Consider the following 23,226-nt stretch of genomic DNA (forward strand, 5'->3'; position numbering starts at 1 on the left):
GCAGCCATGAGCCCGCAGCGGCCGATCATCCACCTGCTGGGCAGTGGCGGCTTCTATGGCGCCGAACGGATGTTGCTGGACCACTGCCAGGCCACCCCGGGACAGCACGTGGTGCTGTTTCTGGGCGCGCCGCAGACGCTGGTGGCGCGCTTTGCCGCCGCCGGCGTGGACTGTCGCACCTGCAACGGACTGCGCGAGGTGCTGCGGGCGCTGGACCAGTACCGCAGCCAGCAGCCGCTGATCAACAGCCACAACTTCAAGGGCCTGCTGTTCGGCTGGGTGGGCGCCACCCTGTGGCGCCTGCCGATGGTCGCCACCCAGCACGGCTTCACCCCCAGCAGCCGCAAGCAGCGGCTGTACACCTGGCTGAGCCTGCAACTGTGCCGCACCGCCACCATCGGCAAGGTGGTGTGCGTGGCCGAGAGCATCCGCCGGATCCACCTGCGTGCCGGCGTGGCGCAGCGCAAGCTCGATGTCATCCCCAACGGCCTGCCGGATGCTGGCGCCCTGCCCGCCCATGCCCACGGCCACGAACGCTGGCTGGCCGGCTACGTGGGGCGCCTGAGCAGCGAAAAGGGTCCTGACCTGTTCCTCGATACGCTGATCCCGCTGTGCCAGCGCCACCCGCACCTGGACGCGGTGATGCTCGGCGACGGCCCGGAACGCGAAGCACTGCAGGCCCGCGTCGATGCCGCCGGGCTGCACGAGCGCATCCGCCTGCCAGGCTTCCAGGAAGACATGCGCCAATGGATGGTGCGCCTGGATGCGCTGGTGATCAGCTCGCGCACCGAAGGCACCCCGATGATCCTGCTCGAAGCCATGCAGGATGGCGTGCCGGTGGTGGCCTTTGGTGTCGGCGGCATCCCCGACGTGATCGAGCACGGGCGCAGCGGGCTGCTGGCACCGCCCCTGGCGGTGGACGAACTGGCCGCCCAGCTCGAAGCGCTGATGCTCGACCCGGCCCAGGCCGGCGAGCTGATCGCCCAGGCACGACGCACCCAACGTGAACGTTATCACCTGCCGACGCTGGCGCAACGCTGGGCCCAGGTCTATCGCGGCACGGCAGGTGCGGCCAAGGAGACCTGCGCATGATCATTCCCCTGTCCCTGATCGGCCTGCTGGCGATCGTCAGCGTGGTACTGCTGGCCAGCCCCTACCCGTTCCTGGCCCCCGGCGCGGTGATCGGCCTGGCCGGCGTGCTGGTGCTGTACCGCCGCCCGGCGTGGGGCCTGCTGGCCATCATCACCCTGGTGCCGCTGGAGGGCCTGTTCAAGGACAGCGAGCTGACCGCCTCGAAATTCATCGGCGCCGCGCTGGCCATGGTGCTGCTGCTGCAACTGGCCGTTGGGCAACTGCCGGGCGAACGCCTGCGCAGCTCCATGTGGCGCCTGCTGCTGGCCTTTATGGCGCTGTACCTGCTGAGCTTTCTGGCCAGTGAAAGCAGCGAGATGTCCATGGGGCACTTTCGCGAACTGGCGGTGGGCCTGGTGCTGTTCGTGCTCACCCTGCTGATCGGGCGCGAACTCAACTTGCCGATGATGTACCGCCTGGTGACCCTGAGCGTGGGCGTCACCTGTGCCATGGCGATGTTCTCGGCCAAGTACCAGGACGAAGGCCGCGCCTCGGGCCTGCTCGAAGACCCCAACGTGTTCGCCATGCTCATCGCCATCGCGGTGCCCATGGCCCTGTGGCTGGTGTTCAGCAGCCCCAACCGCCTGCAGCGGCTGTTCTGGCTGGCCTGCGTGGTGCTGTTGCTGGCCGGCATGACCAAGACCAACTCACGTTCCGGGCTGGTGGTGCTGGCCATCAGCCTGGTGATCGGCCTGGTGCACTACCGCGAAAAACTCACGCACCTGCGCCCGCGCCACCTGGGCTTCGCCATGCTCGGCCTGGCCATCGTGCTGCCTGTGGCGGTCGCGGTGATGCCGGCCAGCTACATCGAGCGTATCCAGTCGCTGGCCTTGCTCAAGTCCGGGGTCAATGCCTACAAGGACGACTCCCTGGGCCGGCGTTCGTCCTACATCGTGGTGGGCAGCAAGATGATCCGCGAACACCCGCTGCTGGGCACCGGCCCCGGCACCTTCCCGCTGGAATACGCCACCACCGGCTACGCCAAGGCGTTCTCGGCCAACCGCAAGGTCGGCGACCTGTACCGCCGTGCCCACAACACCTACCTGGAAATCTTCAGCGAAGTCGGCGTACCGGCGGGCCTGGCATTCGTCGGCATGGTCATGCTGGCCCTTTACAACCTCTGGCATGCACGGCGCCTGTGGCTGCAAAAGGGTGATCAGGGGCAGGCCGACATGCTCACGCACCTGTCCACCAGCATGCTTGCCATCGGCCTGTTCCTGATGTTCCTCAGTGCGCCGAACCACAAGTACCTGTGGATTCTGCTGGCGCTTTCCAGCGTGCTGCGCCTCAAGGCCGAACAGGCGCGCCCCGTGCAGGTGGCCGGATGAAGATCAGTATCGTGATGCCGATGTTCAACGAGGCACGCCATATTGCCCGCACCCTTCACTCGGCGCGTCGGGCCGCCGACCTTGCCGGCCTGGACTGCGAGCTGATCGTGGTGGACAACGGCTCCTCCGACGATGGCCCGCAGATTGCCCGTAACCTCAGCGCCAAGGTGCTCGACCTGCCGGGGCTGACCATCGGGGCCTTGCGCAACCGGGGCGTGCAGGCCAGTTCCGGGGAATGGGTGGCGTTTCTGGATGCCGACATCGAGGTGCCGGAGCAGTGGCTGAGCCTGCTGCTGGACCTGCACGCCCAGGGCCGTGGCGATGTGTTCGCGCTGGACTGCGACACCCCGCGCCAGGCGCCCTGGTTCGCCCGCGCCTGGCAGCGACGCACACTGCGCGCCGGCCGGCCGGCGCTGCACAGTATGCAATGGCTGCCCACCCCCAACCTGCTGATGCGCCGCGACTGGTTCGACCGGGTGGGCGGTTTCAACGAAACCCTGCGCACCGGCGAAGACAAGGACTTCACCTGGCGCCTGGGCCAGGCCGGTGCCCGCCTGTTGGCCCTGCGCGCACCGGTGGTGCTGCACTGGGGCTACGAGGGCAGCTGGAGCGAATGGCTGGGCAAGGAGCTGTGGCGCCAGGGCAGCAACCTGCAACTGCTGCGCAGCAATGGCGCGAGCCTGCGCCTGCTGCGCTTCCCGTTGCTGTCCCTCGGGGCCTGGGTGCTCGATGCGCTGGCATTGTCCGCGCTGCTCGACGGCTTTCCGCATCTGGCAATGCTGCTGCTGTTCTTCACCAGCCTGCCGGCGCTGGCGCTGAGCCTGCGCCAGAGTCTCAAACACCGCGACCCGGTGTTCACCCTGCAACTGTGGGGCCTGCACTGGGTTCGCCTGCACCTGGCTGGAGCGGCCTTCGTGCTCAGCCTGTTCAACTGGAACGCAAGGAGGCCCGCACGTGGCTGAGTTCATTTTCTGGCTTTGCCTGCTGTTGCCTTTCTATGCCTGGCTGGGCTACCCGCTGCTGCTCACGCTGGTGGGGCCGCTGTTCCCGCGGCACACCCCGCCGCCGCTGCCGCCGCAACGGGTCAGCGTGGTGGTTGCGGCGCACAACGAGGCGCGCAACATCGAAAACAAGCTGCGCAACCTGCTGGAGCAGGACTGCCCGCTCGCCAGCCTGCAGATCGTGGTGGCCAGCGACGGCTCCAGTGACCAGACCGTGGCCCTGGCGCGCACCTTCGACGATCCGCGCATCCTGGTGCTGGACCTGCCACGGATGGGCAAGAACCGCGTGCTCAATGCCGCCGTCGAGCACTGCAGCGGCGACATTCTGGTGTTCACCGATGCCGACGTGCACTGGGTGGAGGGCACCTTCGCCGCACTGCTCGCGCCCTTCGCCGACCCCGAGGTGGGCGGCACCGTGGGCAACATGACCATCCCGGTGGCGGGCAAGGGCTTGAGCCTGGGCGAGAGCCTGTACCGCCACTACGAAGCCTGGCTGCGCCGGGTAGAAAGCCGCACCGGCTGCACGGTGTCGGCCGACGGTGCGCTGCAGGCCCTGCGCCGCGAGCTGTACCAGCCGATCCCGGACCGGGTCAACGACGACTTCTTCATCAATACCTGCGCCCCGGTGGCACACAAGCGCGTGGTCTACGTCGACCAGGCCAGGGTGCTGGACTACGGCGTGGACGAGGCCGAGCGCCAGTTCAGCCGCCGCCAGCGCGTCACCGTCGGCGGGCTGATCAGCCTGGCGGCCCGGCGCGAACTGCTCAACCCGCTGCGCCACGGGCTCTACGCCATCGCCCTGATCAGCCACAAGCTGGTACGCCGCCTGGCCCCCGTGCTGCTGGTGCCCCTGCTGCTGGCCAACCTGTGGCTGCTCGACGGCCACGGTTTCTATCGCCTGACCCTGGCCGCCCAGCTGCTGGGTTATGCCATCGCCGTGGTCGGCCTGCTGGACAAGGGCCACCGCCTGCCCAAGCCGTTTCGCCTGGCCGCATTCGTGCTGGTGACTCTGGCCGGCATGAGCGTGGGCCTGTGGCAGTTCCTGCGCGGGCACAGCTACAACCAATGGAACCCCGACCAGACCCGATGAGTGCCTTCATGCCGATCAAGACCAGTCTCAAGCGCGCCAGCGGTTGGTTGTACCTGCACTCCCCGAAGGGCCGCAGCCAGCTGCGCGGCGCCGGGGTCATCCTGATGCTGCACCGGGTGCTGGCCGACGACGCCAGCGCGGCCCTGCCCCATCGCAACGAACTGTGCGTGGGCCCGCAGGCCTTCGAGCGCCTGCTGCGCTGGCTGCGCCAGCACTTCGATTGCGTACACCTGATGGACCTGCTCAAGGACCATCAGCAGCCCAGGGGCGACAGCCGCCCCAAGGTTGCCCTGACCTTCGACGACGGCTGGCGCGACAACGCGCTCAATGCGTTCCCGTTGCTGCAGCAGTACCAGGTACCGGCCAGCATCTTCCTGTCCACCGACTACATCGGCAGCCGCCAGCGCTTCTGGTGGGAAAGCCTGGGCGAAACCCTGTGGGGCAGCCATGGCGAAGGCCCGCGCCACACCCTGATCGAAGCGTTGCGCAAGATCGGCCGGCCGCTGCCGGCTGCCTACTTCATGAACCAGCGGCCCAACGCCCGCAGCCAGGCGCTGGCCGGCTACCTGCAAAGCCTCAAGACCCTGAGCCCGGCCGCCCTGCACCAACTGACAGACGCCTGCCCGGCCGAATCCCTGCCCCAGGCCCTGGACTGGCAGCAGGTGCGCGAACTGGAAGGCTCCGGGCTGATCAGCTTCGGCCCGCACGGGGCCAGTCACGCGCTGCTGCCGGGGCTGGACAACCAGCGCCTGGATGAAGAACTCAGCCGCAGCCACCACGCCTTGCAGCAAGGCTGCCAGCAGCCGCTGCCGGTGTACTGCTACCCCAACGGCGACCATGACGCCCGGGTACGCGCTCGCCTGGCCGCCCATCGCTACCCCTTCGCACTGAGCACCCGCGCCGGGATCTGCCAGGGTCATGACGACCCACTGGCGTTGCCGCGCATCGGCGTCAGCCAGCGCAACGCCAGCCGCCCCTCGCTGCTGGCCTGGCGCATCAGCCGCGGAGGCCGCTCATGAGTCGTGGCAACTACCTGCGCCACCTGCTGCTGAGCATGGGCACACGCCTGGCGATGATCGCCCTGCGCCTGGCGCGCAACGTGCTGCTGGCGCGCATCCTGGGGCCCAGCGAGCGCGGCCTGTTCGCCCTGCTCAGCACGCTGCCCGACCTGATCAGTGCCGCCACCAGCGGCGGGCTGAACACCGCGGTGGGCTATCAGGCGGCGCAGCAACGCTCGATGGGCCTGCTGCTGAGCCAGGTGCTGATCTACGGGTGCCTGCTGGCCGGGGTGCTGACCCTGATCTGCGTGGCGCTGATGCGCGAATTCGGCACTGAGCTGGAAGTGACCCTGCAACTGGGCCTGCTGGCCTGGCTGTTGCTGCTGGCGGTGCCGCTGACGGTGCTCAAGAGCGGCCTGCTCACCCTGCACAACGCCACCGGCGGGGTGGGCGCATTCAACGCACTGCGCCTGACCGAATCGCTGGTGCCGCTGCTGCTGTTCGTGGGCATGTTCTGGATGTGGCAGCACGCCGCGCTGGAGGCCGCGCTGATCAGCTGGCTGCTGGGCCTGGGGCTGGTCGCGCTGCTGGGCCTGGTGTGGCTGGGCCGCCAGCACGACATCACGCTGTGCTGGAACCGCGGCGGGCAGCGCGAGCTGCTCGCCTACAGTGCGCGCAGCCACCCGGACGTGCTGTTCCAGCAGGTCATCCTGCGCTCGGACTACCTGTTCATCAGTGCCTTCCTGGGCAGCGCCGCCCTGGGGCACTACGCCATGGCCAGCGCCGCCGCCGAACTGCTGCTGATCATCCCCGAGGCCGTCACCACCCCGCTGATGAAGCGCCTGCTGCAGCAGGATGCCGGCATGGACAAGCTCACCCCGCTGGCCCTGCGCCTGACTGCCACCGTGATGCTGGGGGCCTGCCTGAGCATGGCCCTGGTGGGCGAATGGCTGATCGTCACCCTGTTCGGCGCGGCCTACCAGCCGGCCTACCCGGCCCTGCTGGCACTGCTTCCCGGCTTGTTCGGCCTGTGCTACGCAAGCATCCTGCGCCTGGACCTGCTGGGCAAGAATCGCCCCGGCGCGGTCTCGCTGATGATGGGGGTGGGCGCGGCGGCAAACCTGATTCTCAACGTGGTCCTGATTCCCCGTTTTGGCATCGCGGGTGCGGCCCTGGCCTCCTCCATCGCCTACCTTGGGGTGACGGTGGCCATGCTCGTGCTGTACTGCAGGCTGAGCGGCGTACCGTTGCTGCGGACCTTGTTTGTGTTGCCTAGCGATCTGTTGCCTTTGCGCCAGATGCTGCAACGGAGAACGGTATGAAACGTACATGGATGTTGTTACCCGGCCTGCTGCTGGCCGCCACTGCCCACGCCGCCACCCTGCGCTGGCCGGACATTCGCGACGGCAGCCTGTACCTGGCTCCGCAGCGCAGCGCCCCGCTGCAACTGAGCTGGGTGCCGGCCTGGCAGGCCGATGCCAACCAGGAACAGGTGTACCTGCTCGACGCCACCGGCAAGCTCGATGCGCAACGCATCATTGCCCCCCATGAAGGCCGCGGCCAGCTGAGCTGGCCACTCACCGCCGGCACCGGCACCTACCAGGTGGCCATCCCCGGCTACAGTTTCAGGCGCTACCGCCTCGAATACGACGACACCACCAGCGCCCAGTTCGCCCCCGCCAAGGTGCACTTCAGCCTCGAAACGGACCGCGCCACCACCCTGTACTTTCGCGTGAAAGCCGGTGAAACGGCGGTGCTTGCCGGCAAGTATCACGACGGTGTGCGCAACCTGACCCTGGAGCGCGTGGACGATGGCAAGCGCCTCAGGCTGGCGCTGCTCGAACACCGGGCCTACTGGCAGTTCGATCAGGTGAACCTGCCCGCAAGCGCCCAGGACCAGACATGGCGCCTGAACTTCGAAGGCACCGGCAAGGTGGCCTTCTGGCTGGACGGCAGCGCCAACCTGTTCGCCCTGCGCCCCCAGGACCTCGCCCCACTGGTGCACCGCGACGGCCAGGTAAGCCTGCGCAGCAGTGCCAAGGTACTGGGCCCCACGCCCAGGCTGGGCAACAACCTGCCCTACGTGATGCCGCCACCGTCCAGCCATGCGGTGATCGATGCGCTGCAACTGCAGGCCGCCGGCTACTACACCTTTGCCGACGTGCTGGCACGCAAGCCGCGCTACGAACTGCCGTTTCGCCAGCTGTACCAGGAACGCTTCGGCATTCACCACGACATCACCCTGATGGCCGCCACCGGGCGCAAGTCCGACCTGATGCGCAGCCGCGCCAACGATGGCGCGCTGGACGACTGGCTGGCCACCAGCGTCGCCCTGGGCGGCAAGGGCCTGCATTACATCGCCTTTGCCGACGAACCCAACCTCAACTACGCCGACTACGCCACCTACCGCACCTTCTTCGCGGCCATGGCCCAGCGTGTGCGCGCCTACCCCGGCGCCCATGAAGCCGGCGTGCGCATCGCCATGCCGGCCAGCTCGCGGCTGGTCAACGGCCCGTTGCGCGGCGATGCGGCGCAGCGCGTCGGCCTGGACTGGGCACGGCGCCTGCTCAAGGAATTCGAACCGCAGATCGACGCCATGGCCTGGCACGAGTGGATGGTCCGCGACCTGCTCGCCACCCGCACCTACCGCGACTCGGTACGCCGCGCCGCCGAACTGGTGGGGCTGGACGCCTACGGTCGCCCGCGCAAGGCGCTGCTGCTCGACCAGACCAACCTGTCCAGTGGCTCGACCCTGAGCCTGTACGAGCAGAACACCCACTATGCCGGCGTATGGTGGGCCTCGGTGGTCATCAATGCGTCCCAGGACGGCCTGCTGGACATGCTCAACTGGTTCCACATCGCCGACGAGCCCGAGTGGCCCAAAGGCATGGTCAAGGTGCTGGGCAACAACCGCTTCGAGCTCAAGCCGGTGGGCCTGGCCCAGCAGTTCATCGCCCAGCACTGGCTCGACCAGGTGCTGCACCTGGACAACGACGCCTTCGAGGTCGATGCACTGGCCATGGCACGCGGCGCACAGCGCAGCCTGCTGGGCGTCAACAAGGGCGAACGCCTGCAACACGTCAGCTTCGCCACCCCGGCCAGCCGATGCCCGCAGGCCGCTGCCACGCTCACCCTGTTCGGGCCGGACAACCAGCCGCGCGCCGCGGCACTGGATTGCCAGCACGGCCAGGTACGTTTCGAACTGCCCGGGCAGACCCTGTTTGCCCTGCGATGGAGCGCCTCATGAACACAGTGCCGAAGATCTCTTCCCCTGCCGGATACGGGAGCCACCATGAATATCGTCAGCAAGTTCAGCCAGCGCGTACACCAGAAAGGCCTGCGCGCCACCCTTCGCAGCGCGTACAAGCGCTACGTGTTCTTTCACTGGGAGCTGCTGTGGATGGAGCGCGACCTGGTCAGCCCGGTGCCGCCGCATACCCTCAAGCCCTATGCGCCACTACGCGTGGAGCGCATCACGGTGCACAACGTGCAAGGCTTTGCCAAGCACTTCGGCGACCGAGTCGAAACCATGCGTGAACTGGCCGCCGAAGGGCATACCGGGCTGATGTTCCTGGACGAAGACAGCCACGTGGTGGCGTTCATCTGGGGCAGCCCGCGTCACTACCACGACCGTCATTACTATGGCTGCTGGTTCCCGGTCGAGCCGGGCGAGTTCTTCGAGTTCGGCGGTGAACTGGCGCGCCAGTACTGGGGTACGTCGCTGTCGGTCGACCTGCAACTGGCCCTGTGGCGCGCCATGGCCGAACAGGGCTGCGACAAGGTGGTCGACGTGTGCGAGACCCACAACATTCCGGCGCTCAAGCTGCACCTGCGCATGGGCTACGTCGAGCAGGGCCGTGTGATGCACGTGTACTGCCTGTTCGGTCGCTGGAAATTCTTCCGCGAAACGCGCTACAGCGGCTCGCGCCTGGATGCCTTGCGCAAACCGGCGCCGCGCAGCACTACTGCCACGGTGTCCTGAACCGATGACCCTGACCTTTACCTGGCACGCCTCGCTGCGTGCCGACGACTTCCCCGCCGACGCCTACGAGCAGTTGCGCGAGCGGCTGCCCGATGCCACCCCCTTCAACAGCCTGGCCTGGCTGCGCGCCGCCGAGGCTGCCTTGCCGGCCAGCCAGCACCTGCAGGTGCTGCTGGGGCACGCACAAGGACGCCTGGTGCTGTGCCTGCCGTTGGTCCGCACCCTTGAGCGCCACGGGCCGCTGGACTTTGCCGTGGTGCACCACCTGGGCTACCCCATGAGCGACCGCATCGGCCTGCTCATCGACCTGCCGACCAGTGCCGCCGGCCAGGTATTGGCAGCCATTCGCACGCGCCTGCCCCATGCCCTGCTGCAACTCAACGAGGTAACGGGCGATTCGCCCTGGCTGCAGCAGTGGGCACGCCGCAGTTCCACCCACGAACAGCGCACCGCCTGCCGTGCGCCGGTGCACCAGATAAGCGAGGCCGACCGCCAGGAAGTCAGTGGCGACCCGCGCTACAAGTTGCGCCGCGCGCGCAAGCGCATCGCCGCCTGCGGGGCACAGGTGCGCCGAGTAACCCCCGATGCCGCCAATGCAGCTTCCTGGCTGGAAGCCGTCAGCGCGGTCGAGGCCGTGAGCTGGAAAGGCGACGACGGGGTCGGCATCTTCTCGGTGCCCGCGCAGCGCCAATGGATGTTCCAGGCCTTCACCGCGCTGGCGGCCGATGGCCGTCTGCGCCTGGTGGTGCTGGAACTGGACGGGCGCTGCATCAGCTACCGCCTGGGCCTGCTCGAACGGGGCCGCCTGTACGACTACAACCTCGCCTTCGTGCCGCAGTATGCCGACCTTGGCAGCGGCCGGGTGCTGCTGCAGGAATGGATCGACTGGGGGCTGGACGAAGGCTGGACGTGGATCGACGCTTCAAGGGTGAGCCTGGAGAACTCCAGCCACCAGTTGCATGAGCGCATGACCGGCCAGGTCGAGCACCTGCGCCACAGTTTCTACAGCTGGCGCCCGTCGGGCCTGTGCCTGGGCATGGCGCTGCGCCTGTGGCAACGCATCAAGCCCTGGCTCAAACGCCGCCAACAGCAGCCCGTGCCGGCACCTGCCACTACCCCCACTGCCACACCGACAGCACAGGAGCGCCCGGATGCCGTCCCAAGTCATAGTCAACGCTGACGATTTTGGCCTCAACGAACACACCAACGCGGTGATCCTGCGCGCGTTCCAGTGCGGCCTGATCAGTTCGGCCACCGCCATGGCCAGCATGCCGGCATTCAAGGCCGCCTGCGCGCTGGCCCAGCAACCGGCCCTGCGCGGGCGCGTGGGCCTGCATTTCAACCTGACCTACGGGCGCCCGCTGAGCGAGCCGATCCGCGCGCTGGCGCAGTTCTGCAATGCCGAGGGCGAGTTCGACCTGGGCCTGTCGCGCAAGCGCCTGTGGCTGGGGCGCGCGGCCCGCCAGGCGGTGCACGAGGAACTGGCCGCGCAATGGCAGCGCTGCCTGGACCATGGGCTGACCCCCAGCCACCTGGACTCCCACCAGCACGTGCACAACCTGTGGCCCATCGGCGAAATCGTCGCCCGCTTCGCCGCCCGCGAAGGGGTGCCGATACGCCTGGCCCGCAATGTGGGGCACAACATCGGCCCGGCAAAACGCCTGTTCAAGACGTTGCTCAACCAGCGCCTGCGCCAGCTGGCCAGGCTGACCGCCGACCATGTGTGTACCCCGGTCGACCTGCGTGACGGCCTGGCCCCACGCCATGGCGTGCTCGAAGTGGTGGCGCACCCCAGTGCCCTGGGCAGCCACGACTTCGGCGATGCCTACCTGGGCAGTGGCGAGTCCTTGCAGGCCTTGCTCGACCAGCGCCTGGCGGGCGTGCCCAGGGTCGGCTACGCGTCGCTGCGCGAGGCGCGCCAGAGCACCCTGGACACTGCCTCCAACAGATAACTACCACCGCTTCGCCCGGCTGATCGGTTGTGCTGTCGGTCCACGGACCGGAGCACGACCATGCCTACCTCCCCTTCACGTATTCCCCACTCAACGTTCATCGTCCAGCGCCTGCCCACCTGGCTGAAACACACCAGCGCCCAGGACGCCGAAGACCTTCGGCGCCATCTGGCCCTGACCCATGTCATCCCCGATGCCGAACCGGACTGGCTGGCCAACGGCCTGCCCGATCAGCGTGACGCCGTGCGCGCAGCCAGGCGTCGCTATCGGCGGGCCAGCCAGACACTGGCAGGCACCCTCAAGGCCTTCCAGGGGTTGCTGGCATTTGCCGAGCCGCTGCTGCAGGCGCGCCTTGACGCCGAAATTGGCGAAACCCTGAACCTGCACACTACCGACCTGGTGCAGTTTCACGAAGAGGCCGACCTCTGGCAGCTCGCCACACGTACCACCTACCAGAAGCAGAGCCTGCTGCAGGCAGCGCTGCAGAACTTCGGTGACGACGTGACTTTCCTCGGCAAGAGTGCGATCACCCTGCAAGGCCATTTCCACCTCGACCTGACCGACGCCGGGCTTGCCTACCGCTATACCCGCCATCGCCTGTCACCCGCCGTGTTCGCCCGCCTGTGCCGCGAACTGGACCTGGGCGCCCGCTACCAGCAGCACCTGCAGGCAGTCTTCGAAACACCTGCCACGCAAGACAGGGTGCGTCGCGACTCGATCGATGCCAATCGCCAGTTGCTGCGCCTGGAGGTCACCGTGGCGAAAGCGCGCCAGCGCATCGGGCCAACCGCCTGCCGCCGGTTGCTGGCGCTGCTGGACGCGCCCGCCGCAGCAGGCGCCGAGGCTCCGCCAGTGCAGGCGAGCCTGCTGAGCATGAGCGGCGTACCGTTGCACGACATCCTGCTGTTTGCCCTGGCATCTGAGCAGCAGGCAGACAGCCTGCTGCTGTACTTGCCCGGCGACCCGGACGATGCCCTCACCGAGCATGCGTCGATGCCGGCGCTGGAGCGCTACCTCAAAGGGCGCCTCAACCACCCCGGGTTTCGCAGGCTGTTTCAGCGCTACGTACCGCTGCAACAGCAGCAACACCTGTTCGATGTGCTCGGACACAACCTGGCCCGGCAGGTGGTCGACAAGGACGGACCGTGGCACTCGCAGGAGCAGGACAGCCTGTACCTGAGCCTTGCCCCGGTTGCCGGCGAGCTGTTCGGCGTGCTGCAGGACCGCCACCTGCAACGCCTGAAGGATGAAGCACGGGTACTGATGGTGCCCACCGCTGAAGCCGACGAGAAAGCGCGCAAGGCCCGCCTGGAACAATGGGAGACACGCGCGCTGAACGTGCTCAATGCCGCGGCGATGTTCGTGCCGGCGCTGGGCCCGGTCATGCTGGCGGTCACTGCGGTACAGCTGATCAAGGAGGTGTATGAAGGCGTGGAGGACTGGCAGGACGGCGACGTCGAGGGCGCCATGGCGCACCTGCAGTCGGTGGCGATCACTGCCGGCATGCTGGCCGGTTCGGTGCTGGCGATCAAGACAGCACCAGCGCTGGTCGATGCGCTGATCGAAGTGCCGCTGCCCGATGGCAGTACGCGCCTGTACCTGCCCGACCTGGCACCCTACCGGCTGGACACGTCGCTGCCCGCCGAGGTGACAGCCAACGACCAGGGCCAGTACCGGCACGCGGACCGGCACTACATCAGGCTCGGCGCCGACCTGTACGAGCAGCAGTTCGATGCGCACCAGCAGCAATGGCAACTGCGCCACCCCGAGCGTGAAGACGCCTATCGCCCCGCGCTGGAGCACAACGGCCAGGGTGCCTGGCGCAGCGTGCATGAACAGCCGCTGAGCTGGTCGCGGGCCACCCTGCTGCGCCGTCTGGGCCCGCTTGCGCAAGGCCTGAGCGATGCAGAACTCGAACAGGCCTGCCAGGTCAGCGGCACCCGCGAAGACGCGCTGCGTCGGTTGCACGCCGCCAATCTGGGCCTGCCACCCTTGCTGGCCGATACGCTGCAACGGCTCAGGATCGTCCGGCAACTGCGCGCCGAAAACGTCACGGGCAACGTCGGCAAGGCCCTGTTCGAGCAGCGTTACCTGGCCCTGGTGCCCCCGCAGCCGCACATCACGGCCCTGTGCGCACGCTTGCCCGGGTTGAGCCCGGTGCTGGCCCGCAGCCTGCTGGACACTGTCGGCCCGGCCCGGCTGGCACGCTGGGTGCCACCGGCAGCCATCCCCACCAAATTGCTGGAAGAGGCCGCCACGCTGGCCGCCCGTGTTCCCCTGGTACGCGCGACCGAAGGCTTGTATTGGCCAGCCCTGGCAACGCCGCAAAGCACGCGCCTGGCGCTGTTGTGCCTGGAGCACGCCCCCGGCTGGGACACCTCGGTGGTGCTGGAAGCACGCACGGGTGGCCCGCGCGGCCCCCTGCTGCAGCGCGTGGGTCGTGCCACCCAGGCGCAGCGCAGGGTTCTGGTGCACGGTGCAGAAGGCTACCAGACCTTCAAGGACGACCTCCCGCTGCACGCGCCCGGCGACGACCTGTTCGCGGCCCTGCATGACAGCATCGCTCCCCGCTATCGCCAGGTGCTGGGCCTGGACACCAGGGCGGCGCTGCAGCAACGCGTGCTGTCGATGCTCGAACGCCCCCGCGGCGAACTTGCCACCTGGCTGTGGTCCGGCGAGGTCCGCGGCTGGGCCAGCGAAGCACGCCTGCTGGGCGGCAGTGACCGCCCCGGCTACCCGCCGGTGTCGCCTGCCAGCTCCTCACAGGAGGCCCGCTACCGCACGCTCTACCCGCATGCCAGCGGCGAAGAGGCGCGTGCCACACTGGCGGCCTGGGAGGCCAGCGAGATTCCTGCACAGGCGCGCTTGCGCACGCTCGAACAAACCCTGCAACGCCTGAAAAGCGCGTTGACCCTGTGGGCCCTGCCCAGTACAGCCCGGCAATCGGCGCGGGAAGAAATCATCGCCGCCTGGCAGCGCCTGTCGGTGCGCGAGGTCGCCGACGGCGAAGCCATCATTCAACTGAACCTGGACTTTCTAGACCTGACCGACGGTGACCTGGAAAGCTTCCCTGTGCTGGAGGCCAACTTCGATCACGTGAATGAGCTGTCGCTGGAGCAGAACTCCCTGACCCGGCTGCCTGACGCCTTCCTGCGCCACTTCACCCAGCTGCAGCGCGTCAGCCTGAACGGCTGCGAACTCACCAGCCTGCCCACCGGGCTGGGTGATCGGCTCAGCGTGCTGGACCTGGCCAACAACCGCCTGGTCTGGGACGAGCACCTGCAGCACGCCCTCGAAGGTTACCCGCAGTTGCGCGACCTGAGCCTGGCGAACAACCCGCTGGCCACCCCGCCCGACTTCGCCCGCCTGAACCGGCTGCAGGGCGTGGACCTGTACAACTGCAGCCTGGCGACCTATCCGACAGGGCTTGATCAGCTGGACGCGCCGAACCTGGTGGACCTGTCCGGCAACCAGCTGCAGGAGCTGCCACCGACCGCCATCCTCTCACCTCCGCTGGCCCGGGCGCTGCGCCTGGAACACAATCCGCTGAGCGATGCTGCCCTGCAGGCGGCCGATGCCTACTACACCACCCACCGTATCGACCTGCTGGTGGCCGAGATCGATTACAACGAACTGCTCGACGACGCCACGCCACAACAGCGGGCCAGCTGGCAACGACTGCAGCAGAGCCTGCCGTCGGGGTTCTTCCGGGACCTGCGTGCCATGTTCGACAGCCCGCCCTACATCGTCGCCCCACTGACCTACCGGCGCCGCCTATGGCGCCTGCTGACCTGGATGGACGCCAATGGGCCCCTGCGTGAGCAGATTCTCGCCCGCACAGGCGGCACCCTGCTCGACCTCGAACAGTTGGGCGAGGTGTCACAGGCCCTGGCCATCCCGGACCTGGCAACCCGCTCGCGCACCTTGCTGGCGACCATCGTCAACCACGTGCGTCTCAGAAAGCTCGGCTTCGGCGTGCTGAGCCTTTCGTTCAACATGTCCGAAGACAGCTACGCGACGCTCTACCAGTGGGCGCTCAAACGTATCACCCGGCTGCCGGGCCTGGACCTGGCCCAGGCGGCGCGTGCCGACGAGCCGGTGATCATCGACGCACTGGTCGATGTGATGCCGCTGCCGGGCGAAGCCTGGATAGAACAGCAGCGCAACCTGCTGCTGGCGGTTGACCCGACCACCTCCCACGGCCTGGACGAAGTACTGGCCATGAACCATGAAGAGGAACCGGTCTACCCTGCATGGGAGCACCACTTGCGCGAACGCTTCGCCGCACAGTTCGCCGCCTCGCGGGCAGCGCTGGACGACAGCCTGGAGCAGGCAGCCGAAACGCTGAGCGAAGGTGAACTGCTGGTGGAGGCGCAGCGCTTGCGGCAGGTGTACGAACAACGCCTCGTCGACCTGCGCAGAACCCTGACCGAGGGAGTGGCGCGAGGCACCATCGACTGACAGGCGGGCGCCGGCCCGGAGCGCACCCGGGCCAGGCTGGCTTTTGTGCCGGGGCCGGCGTTATGCTCGGCTGAACCGTTTCATTCACCATGGAAAAGAGGTATTGCGTCATGGATCGTCTGGACTCGCTGTTTCCCGCTGCCACGGATATTCCCGAGGCCTATCGCCTGGGCGACCCGCTCGAGCAGCGCGACTACCTGGTGGATGGGCAGCTGCACCGCTGGGAAGGCCCGCTGGCCACGGTGCGCAGCCCGGTGTGGCTCAAGACCGACGACGGTGAGCAGCAGGTGATACTCGGCAGCGCCCCGCTGCTGGACGCCGATACCGCCCTCACCGCCCTGGACGCCGCCGTGCGTGCCTACGACAAGGGCCGCGGCGTGTGGCCGAACATGCGCGTGGCCGAGCGCATCCAGCATGTGGAGGCGTTCCTGGCCCGCATGCGCGAGCAGCGCGCGGTGGTGGTCAAGTGGCTGATGTGGGAAATCGGCAAGAACCTCAAGGACTCCGAGAAGGAGTTCGACCGCACCTGCGACTACATCGTCGAGACCATCGGCGCCCTCAAGGAACTCGACCGGCGCTCCAGTCGCTTCGAACTGGAGCAGGACACCCTCGGCCAGATCCGTCGCGCGCCCCTGGGCGTGGCGCTGTGCATGGGCCCCTACAACTACCCGCTCAACGAGACCTTCACCACCTTGATCCCGGCGCTGATCATGGGCAACACCGTGGTGTTCAAGCCGGCCAAGTTCGGCGTGCTGCTGATTCGCCCGTTGCTGGAGGCGTTTCGCGACAGCTTCCCGGCCGGGGTGATCAATGTCATCTACGGGCGTGGCCGCGAGACCGTCAGCGCGCTGATGGCCAGCGGCAAGGTCGACGTGTTCGCCTTCATCGGCACCAACAAGGCCGCCAGCGACCTGAAGAAGCTTCACCCGCGCCCGCACCGCCTGCGCGCCGCGCTGGGGCTGGACGCCAAGAACCCGGGCATCGTGCTGCCCGAGGTCGACCTGGACAACGCGGTCAACGAGGCGGTCACCGGCGCCCTCTCGTTCAACGGCCAGCGCTGCACGGCGCTGAAGATCCTGTTCGTGCACGAGCAGGTGGTGGACGCCTTTCTCGACAAGTTCCAGCGCAAGCTGGCCGACCTCAAGCCCGGCATGCCATGGGACCCGGGCGTCAGCCTGACCCCGTTGCCCGAAGCAGGCAAGGTCGACTACCTGGGCGGCCTGGTAACCGATGCAGTAGCCCACGGTGCCAAGGTGATCAACCAGGGCGGCGGCCAGAGCCGCGGTTCGTTCTTCTACCCGGCGCTGCTGTACCCGGTGAACCCACAGATGCGCGTGTACCACGAAGAGCAGTTCGGGCCGGTGATCCCGGTGGTGCCCTACCGCGACCTGCAGACAGTGATCGACTACGTGCTGGATTCGGATTTCGGTCAGCAGTTGAGCATTTTCGGCACCGATTCGGCCACCGTGGGCCGGCTGGTCGACACCTTCGCCAACCAGGTCGGGCGCATCAACCTCAACGCCCAGTGCCAGCGCGGGCCGGACACCTACCCCTTCAACGGGCGCAAGAACTCGGCCGAAGGCACCCTGTCGGTGCATGACGCATTGCGCGTGTTCTCGATCCGCACCCTGGTGGCCACCAAGTTCCAGGAGGCCAACAAACAGCTGATCAGCCAGATCATTCGCAACCGCGAGTCGAGTTTCCTGACGACTGACTACATCTTCTGATTGCGTGGTGGGCAAAACGGTACAAGCATAGGCTTGGATCGCGGCGCACCTATCGCGGGTCAAGCCCGCTCCCACAAAGGCAGTGATGAACACGTGGGAGCGGGCTTGACCCGCGATAGGGCCCGTGTAGGCAACACACTTTTTGCGTACCAATGGAGGAAAAAATGGCCACCCAACCCATCCCCGACGGTCAGCACAGCATCACCCCCTACCTGGGCATCAAGGACGCTGCCAGGGCCATCGACTTCTACAAGGCCGCCTTTGGCGCCACCGAAATGTTCCGCCTCGACGCCCCCGATGGGCGTATCGGCCATGCCGAGCTGAAAATCGGCGATTCCTCGCTGATGCTGGCCGACCCCTGCGACCAGGCCGGCGGGCTCACCAGCAGCCAATCCCTGCAGGGCAGCGCCATCGGCCTGCACCTGTACGTCGAAGATGTCGACGCTACCTTCGCCCAGGCGCTGAAGGCCGGCGCCACCCAGGTCAACGCCGTGCAGAACCAGTTCTACGGCGACCGCAGCGGCACCCTCAAGGACCCTTTCGGCAACCTCTGGTTCGTCGCCACCCACGTCGAAGACGTGTCGGTCGAGGAAATCCGCGCCCGCGCGGCAAAAATGTTCAGCCCGCAATGAACGCCACCTGCACGCGGCGATGGTCGCGTGCAGGGCTTTGAATTAAGGTGGCAGGCACAGGAAGGCTGGCCAGGATCGTCCATGCGAATCATCGAGAAAAACGCCGCGCTGGTGCGCACCCTTACCCCCGCCGAAGAGGAACTGCTGCGCGGGTTCGTGCTGGGCGCCCTGGAGGGCCCGCGGCTGCTGCAGGCCAACCAGTTGCTGATGAAGGTACGCGCCGCCGGGCAGTGGCTGGCCTGTGACTGCCAGCCCAAGAGCATGCCGGTACTCAACGTCAACCTCAACGGCAGCACCGGCACGCTGTTTCTCAAGAACAACCCCGGCACCGCCGAACATGCGCCGGGCTGTGCCTTCACCAAGGACGAACGCGACACCGACGCCAGCCACAACGAGGCCGACACCCCGCCGGCGGCCTGGCTGGCACCGGACGCGCCGTTGCGCCTGATCGGCGATTTCCAGCGTGCCGCTGCCGGCAGCGGCGACGGCAACGGCAACGGCAGCGGCGACAGGCGCGAACAGCATCGCCTGCTCTCGCTGCTGCTGACCCTGATCGAAGCCAGCGGCCTGAACGTCTATGCCACCCACCTCAAAAAGGACCTGACCGCCCAGTTCGCCGAGCTGCGCAGCGTCGCCACCCGCTACCCGCTGATCGACCGCGTGCCCGCCAGCAACTACCTGGAAACCCGCCTGGACATGAAGCACATGATGATGCTCAAGGCACGTCTGCGCGACGCCACGGTGTTCGGCACACATCGGCGCCATGGCCTGCTGCTGGACTGCGTCAGCCAGATCAAGGCGCGCAAGGTGCTCACCGAACGCAGCGAAGACGGGTTCGACTTCCAGGGCCACCACCTGCTGTGGGGCGGTAGCCGCACCCCCGGCCCGCTGCTGGCGCTGGCCATCTATTCCCCCGCCACCGCCGGCAGCCACTTCTACGAACTGATCCATGTGGCCAGCGTGCCGGTGCTGTCGCGCGCTCACCTGTTCCCGGTGTACCGCGACGAAGAGCGCGAACCGCTGAAGATGCTCGTCTCGCTGATCGACTGGATGGCCGGCAAGGGTGTGAAGGTGGTGATGCGCCGGCCGGTGATCGGCGGTCGGGTGATGGACGAACTGGTGCTCAGCTCCGACCAGGACCGGGTGCTGTCCGTGTCGCTGACCGAACAGCCGCTGGGCCCGGAGCCCGAAACGGAAAACTTCAGGCGCTTTGCCGATTTCAAAGGCCTGGACACCTTCCGCAAGTACGTGGCGGGCTTCTTCATGCGGGGTCGCGACTAGACCGTCCGTCGCTCACGCCGCACCCTCGGCGCATGACGACGGACCAATGTCAGGTAGCCCACATGAAAGGAGTTCGACCATGACCCGCACCCCGATCACCGCTCTGCTGTTCGCCGCGCTGCTGGGCGCCCAGGCCACCGTGGCCCTGGCCGCAGGTACCGGCCCGACCAACCCTGCCCCCGGCAACGGCGTGCCCAACTCCACCCTTCCTGGGGCCGGGGTGGATGTGCCGGCCCCGTCCAACGAGCCGTCGATGCCCAACGGCACCGACCCACGTACCCAGGGCAACGACGACGGCCGCCAGGGCGGCATGAACACCGATGACACCCGTGGGCAGATGCCCGAGGGCACCGGCTCCGAGAGAAATGGCCACGAAGGCTCCGAAAGCAACAACAGCGGCGGTGTCAGCGGCCCGGCCGGCAGTTGACCGCTGCGCCCGCAAGCTGGCTCCTACCGGCGATACACACCCTGTAGGAGCCGGCCTTGCCGGCGAAGGCCCAAGCACTGCAACCGCTTGAGTGCCGCCCCTGCTGCCCCTATCATCCCCAGCCTCTTCCACCTGGGGCTCCCCGTGTCTGACCCTCGCCTGAAACGCCTTGGCGCTTGCCTGCTGGCAATCCTTGGCAGCGCCTACCTGGCGCAGAACATCGTGCCATGGCGCCAATTGATGGCCGATGAACGCACCGGGCCGGCCCAGACACGCCTGCTGCAATTGAGCGATGGCAGCCAGCTTGCGCTCAACCACGCCACCCATGTGGACATCCGCTTCACCGCGCAGCAACGACGCCTGGTGCTGCACGACGGCGAAGTGCTGGTGCAGGCCAGCAGCGACCCGCGCCCGCTGATCGTCGAAACCCCGAGCGGTGAAGTCCGCGCACACTCCGGGACGTTCAGTGTCGATCATCTGCACAGGGGCTCCCAGGTCAACGCCTACGCGGCTGACGTACAGGTCCTGCCACGGCTGGGCACCCCCAGCCTGCTGCCCAGCGGCAGCGGGCTATGGTTGCGCCGTGCCGGCAGCAGCTGGCAATGGCCAGCCCGGCCCAGCCGAATCAACACCCGGGCCTGGCCCGCCGGTAGCTAGCAGTCGAAGCGGTCCACCGCGCGGCGCCGCTCGTTGTCGTCGCGCATGTCGTAGTTGGCCGTGGTCTGGATGTTGCTGTGATGCGCCAGCTTCTGCGCTATCGACAGGTCGTGCTCCTCGATCACCCGGGTGATGAACGAACGGCGAAAATCGTGGGGCATGATCTTCACGCCCACCTGGGTTCCGCGTTGGCGGGCGATGTAGTAGATCGCGTGCTTGGTGATGCGCTCGCGGGTGATATGGCTGCCGCGGCGGATGCGGTTGAACAGGAAGGTATCGTCGGCCTGGCCCTCGGGCAGCTGCGAGCGGCGAAACTCCAGCCAGGCATTGAGCTTGTCGAAGGCCCACACCGGGGCGTACTTGATCAGCTGCTTGTTGCCCTTGCCCAGCACCTGCAGGCTGCGCTCGGCAAAGTCGATCTGCTTGAGGTCGAGGTTGACCGACTCGCTCTTGCGCATGCCGGTGCCGTACAGCAAGGCGATCACCGCCGCGTCGCGCAGCCCCTGCGGGCGCGGGTCGGCAGCGCAGGCCTCCATCAGTTCGCGGATCAGCGTGCGCTTGAGGTTGCGCCCCACCGGCAGGCGCGTGCCCTGGGCGGCCTTGACCGTGCGCATGCGCAGCAGCTGGTCCTGGCTGATCAGGCCCAGGCGCCAGGCCTCGTTCATCACCCCGCGAATCGCGTTGACGTACAGCGACGTGGTGTTGGGCGCATAGCCGTCGGAGCGCAACGCCGCCACCAGTGCAGTGACATGCCCCGGTTCGAGCAAGTGCCAGGGCACCTCCTTGATGTCGATGTCCTCGAAGTCCAGACGGTCGGCGGCGTCCTGCAGGATGTACTTCATGGTCAACTGGCTCGACGGGGCCAATCGGGCGAGGTATTGCAGCAGGGGGTTGTGGAGCGATGCGTGCAGTGAATCAGGCAAACCGTGGGGTTCCTCTAGCGCAGTAGGGCAAATTCAGCCGGGGATGATACCCCTAGTCCACCAGGTAAAGCTTGATGGTTTCCCGGGTCAGCGAGATCACCTCGTGGGTGTAGCCCTCGGCATCGCTGGTGCCGTATTCCAGATACCCGTCCTTGCGCTGGATCACGTAGGCCACGCGTGGCAGTGGCCTGCCGGTTTCGCTGTCGGTGATGGGCAGGCGTGCACTGTAGAGCGGCGCCTCGACCTGCCTGGCGAAGGGTGCCAGCGGCGTGGCGTCGTCCAGCGTCGGCGCGGCCCACACAAAGGGTGGTATGTACGGGCTGTAGTCGTGCTTGTTCACTTCGGCCAGCAGCACCGAAACCGGGATGCGCATCACCAGTGAAAAGTACGCGTGATACGGGAACGCGGTGATGTACAGCTTGCACGGGATTGTGGTTCTGTTCTCGAGCAGGCGCTGGATGGTTTCGCGGGTCAGTTCAGTGCTGCTGGAGCGGCTCGGCAGGGTCTTGTCGAAGCTCATCTGCGCCAGGTAGTTGAAGCTGCCATCGGGCGCGCGGCTTTCGAACTCGGGCGAGCCGGACAGGTTGTAGGTGATCACGTGCTCGAGGTCGAAGTTCTCGTCGCCGTCCAGCGCGCACACCAGCCGCTCGCTGATCTGGCCATTGCCGGTGTGGCGTTCGAACAGGCTGAGCAGGTCTTCGTCGGCCTGAAAACGCAGGTCGTAGCGGTACGGGTTGTCGCTGAACGACACAAAGCGCAGGGGCAACGGGTCGATGCCGTGGTCCTTGACGCAGCCACTGCTCAACAGTGCACCGGCGGCCAGCGTGAAGCCGAGGGCGAAGCGGTGAAACACAGGCATGCGCCCTTCTTCCATGAGTGTGGCGGGCGCGCAGGATGCCCTAGCAGGCACTCTGCGGCAAGTGTCACGGCGCTTTGTGCGATGCCTCGTGAACCGCTGGCGCAGCGTGACCAACTGGTGTATCAAGGCGCCCTCCCGCCCCATGGATGACACATGCGCCTGCTTCCACTGATCGTACTTGGCCTGCTGGCTGCCCAGCTCAGTGCCTGTTCACTGTTCATCCCGCGCGCCAAGGCCACGGTCGAACCGATTTCCCTGCAAAAGCAGCTCGACAGCAACCACAGTGTGTACACCCTGACCTTCGCGGCAGATGTGGATGTGCTCGACGCCTTCCGGGGCAAGACCAGCCAGTTGGGCACGCGCATCGAATGCTCGATCACCGAGGATGAGAACCTCGCCTATGACCACCGCATGACGTATTCGCTGATCGGTGAGATCGAACGCGATGACCGACCGCCCCGTGATGGCCTGTTCACCTCGAAACTGAGCTTTCAGAAAAAAGACCAGTACCGCGACCTGAGCGACGCAGCGGCCCTCGACATGCTGGCAAGAAAGCCGGTACTGCCATGCACCATGAAGGCGTCCGGCTTCTTTGTGGGCTACTACTATTCGAAGCCGTTCACCTTGCAGGCCAGCGACCTGATCCGACTGATCAAGGGGCCGGTGCCTTCGCAGCGCCTATTTCTCAAACACTACTGAAGAACGTGCGGCGCCCTTGAAAACAGGTGCTTGACCTCAACCTAACTTGAGGTTTTACCCTTGCGCCTCCCTTGAGTG

The 23,226-nt window shown here is 66.9% G+C and carries 19 protein-coding genes; 17 read left to right on the forward strand and 2 right to left on the reverse strand.

Annotated elements, in window-relative coordinates; all coding sequences use genetic code 11:
- The first annotated feature begins 6 nt into the window (after positions 1-6).
- The 16 genes from DN387_RS05560 (at position 7) to DN387_RS05635 (ending at position 20,667) form a co-directional block, all read left to right on the forward strand.
- On the forward strand, positions 7-1,092 hold the full coding sequence (locus DN387_RS05560; RefSeq protein ID WP_054914459.1) for a glycosyltransferase family 4 protein: 1,086 nt from the start codon (positions 7-9) through the stop codon (positions 1,090-1,092).
- Entirely contained in the window at positions 1,089-2,459 is a 1,371-nt protein-coding gene (locus tag DN387_RS05565) for an O-antigen ligase (RefSeq protein WP_054914458.1), read from the forward strand. Before DN387_RS05560 ends, DN387_RS05565 begins: the two co-directional genes overlap by 4 nt.
- Positions 2,456-3,421, forward strand: a complete 966-nt coding sequence (locus DN387_RS05570) for a glycosyltransferase (RefSeq protein ID WP_043860602.1) — start codon at positions 2,456-2,458, stop codon at positions 3,419-3,421. Before DN387_RS05565 ends, DN387_RS05570 begins: the two co-directional genes overlap by 4 nt.
- Positions 3,414-4,550, forward strand: a complete 1,137-nt coding sequence (locus DN387_RS05575) for a glycosyltransferase (RefSeq protein WP_043860601.1) — start codon at positions 3,414-3,416, stop codon at positions 4,548-4,550. The genes DN387_RS05570 and DN387_RS05575 overlap by 8 nt, the downstream gene beginning before the upstream one ends.
- Positions 4,551-4,558: 8 nt before the next feature.
- Positions 4,559-5,569: a polysaccharide deacetylase family protein gene (locus tag DN387_RS05580; RefSeq protein ID WP_043860619.1), complete on the forward strand. Its 1,011-nt coding sequence runs from the start codon at positions 4,559-4,561 to the stop codon at positions 5,567-5,569.
- The gene (locus tag DN387_RS05585; protein WP_054914457.1) at positions 5,566-6,870 is read left to right on the forward strand and encodes an oligosaccharide flippase family protein; all 1,305 of its coding nucleotides are present in this window, start codon (positions 5,566-5,568) and stop codon (positions 6,868-6,870) included. Before DN387_RS05580 ends, DN387_RS05585 begins: the two co-directional genes overlap by 4 nt.
- Positions 6,867-8,795, forward strand: coding sequence for a hypothetical protein (locus DN387_RS05590; protein ID WP_054914456.1), 1,929 nt, complete (start codon positions 6,867-6,869; stop codon positions 8,793-8,795). Before DN387_RS05585 ends, DN387_RS05590 begins: the two co-directional genes overlap by 4 nt.
- Before the next feature lie 45 nt (positions 8,796-8,840).
- Positions 8,841-9,530 carry a GNAT family N-acetyltransferase gene (locus DN387_RS05595; RefSeq protein ID WP_043860598.1) on the forward strand — a complete coding sequence of 230 codons (690 nt, stop codon included), beginning with the start codon at positions 8,841-8,843 and terminating at the stop codon, positions 9,528-9,530.
- A 4-nt stretch (positions 9,531-9,534) separates the two neighbouring features.
- The gene (locus tag DN387_RS05600; RefSeq protein WP_054914455.1) at positions 9,535-10,710 is read left to right on the forward strand and encodes a GNAT family N-acetyltransferase; all 1,176 of its coding nucleotides are present in this window, start codon (positions 9,535-9,537) and stop codon (positions 10,708-10,710) included.
- Positions 10,682-11,482: a carbohydrate deacetylase gene (locus DN387_RS05605; RefSeq protein ID WP_043860596.1), complete on the forward strand. Its 801-nt coding sequence runs from the start codon at positions 10,682-10,684 to the stop codon at positions 11,480-11,482. Before DN387_RS05600 ends, DN387_RS05605 begins: the two co-directional genes overlap by 29 nt.
- Before the next feature lie 60 nt (positions 11,483-11,542).
- Positions 11,543-15,943, forward strand: a complete 4,401-nt coding sequence (locus DN387_RS05610; protein ID WP_054914454.1) for a leucine-rich repeat domain-containing protein — start codon at positions 11,543-11,545, stop codon at positions 15,941-15,943.
- 110 nt (positions 15,944-16,053) lie between these two features.
- Positions 16,054-17,670 carry an NADP-dependent glyceraldehyde-3-phosphate dehydrogenase gene (locus tag DN387_RS05615; protein ID WP_054914453.1) on the forward strand — a complete coding sequence of 539 codons (1,617 nt, stop codon included), beginning with the start codon at positions 16,054-16,056 and terminating at the stop codon, positions 17,668-17,670.
- 164 nt (positions 17,671-17,834) lie between these two features.
- Positions 17,835-18,302 carry a VOC family protein gene (locus DN387_RS05620; protein WP_043860593.1) on the forward strand — a complete coding sequence of 156 codons (468 nt, stop codon included), beginning with the start codon at positions 17,835-17,837 and terminating at the stop codon, positions 18,300-18,302.
- A gap of 81 nt (positions 18,303-18,383) precedes the next feature.
- Positions 18,384-19,583, forward strand: a complete 1,200-nt coding sequence (locus tag DN387_RS05625) for a hypothetical protein (protein WP_054914452.1) — start codon at positions 18,384-18,386, stop codon at positions 19,581-19,583.
- A gap of 79 nt (positions 19,584-19,662) precedes the next feature.
- Positions 19,663-20,010, forward strand: coding sequence for a hypothetical protein (locus tag DN387_RS05630; protein WP_043860591.1), 348 nt, complete (start codon positions 19,663-19,665; stop codon positions 20,008-20,010).
- 144 nt (positions 20,011-20,154) lie between these two features.
- Positions 20,155-20,667, forward strand: a complete 513-nt coding sequence (locus tag DN387_RS05635; RefSeq protein WP_054914451.1) for a FecR family protein — start codon at positions 20,155-20,157, stop codon at positions 20,665-20,667.
- Here DN387_RS05635 and DN387_RS05640 read toward each other — a convergent pair.
- Positions 20,664-21,509 (reverse strand): tyrosine recombinase XerC, encoded by an 846-nt coding sequence (locus tag DN387_RS05640; protein ID WP_236172026.1) that lies wholly within the window; start codon positions 21,507-21,509, stop codon positions 20,664-20,666. The two genes, DN387_RS05635 and DN387_RS05640, sit on opposite strands and share 4 nt — an antisense overlap.
- A gap of 133 nt (positions 21,510-21,642) precedes the next feature.
- A complete protein-coding gene (locus DN387_RS05645) occupies positions 21,643-22,449 on the reverse strand; it encodes a hypothetical protein (RefSeq protein WP_043860589.1) in 807 nt (268 codons plus the stop codon).
- A 153-nt stretch (positions 22,450-22,602) separates the two neighbouring features.
- Here DN387_RS05645 and DN387_RS05650 point away from each other — a divergent pair, with 153 nt between their 5' ends.
- Positions 22,603-23,148, forward strand: coding sequence for a hypothetical protein (locus DN387_RS05650; RefSeq protein ID WP_043860588.1), 546 nt, complete (start codon positions 22,603-22,605; stop codon positions 23,146-23,148).
- Positions 23,149-23,226 lie beyond the last annotated feature (78 nt).

The sequence above is a fragment of the Pseudomonas sp. FBF18 genome, assembly GCF_024261405.1.
Lineage (GTDB): Bacteria > Pseudomonadota > Gammaproteobacteria > Pseudomonadales > Pseudomonadaceae > Aquipseudomonas > Aquipseudomonas palmensis.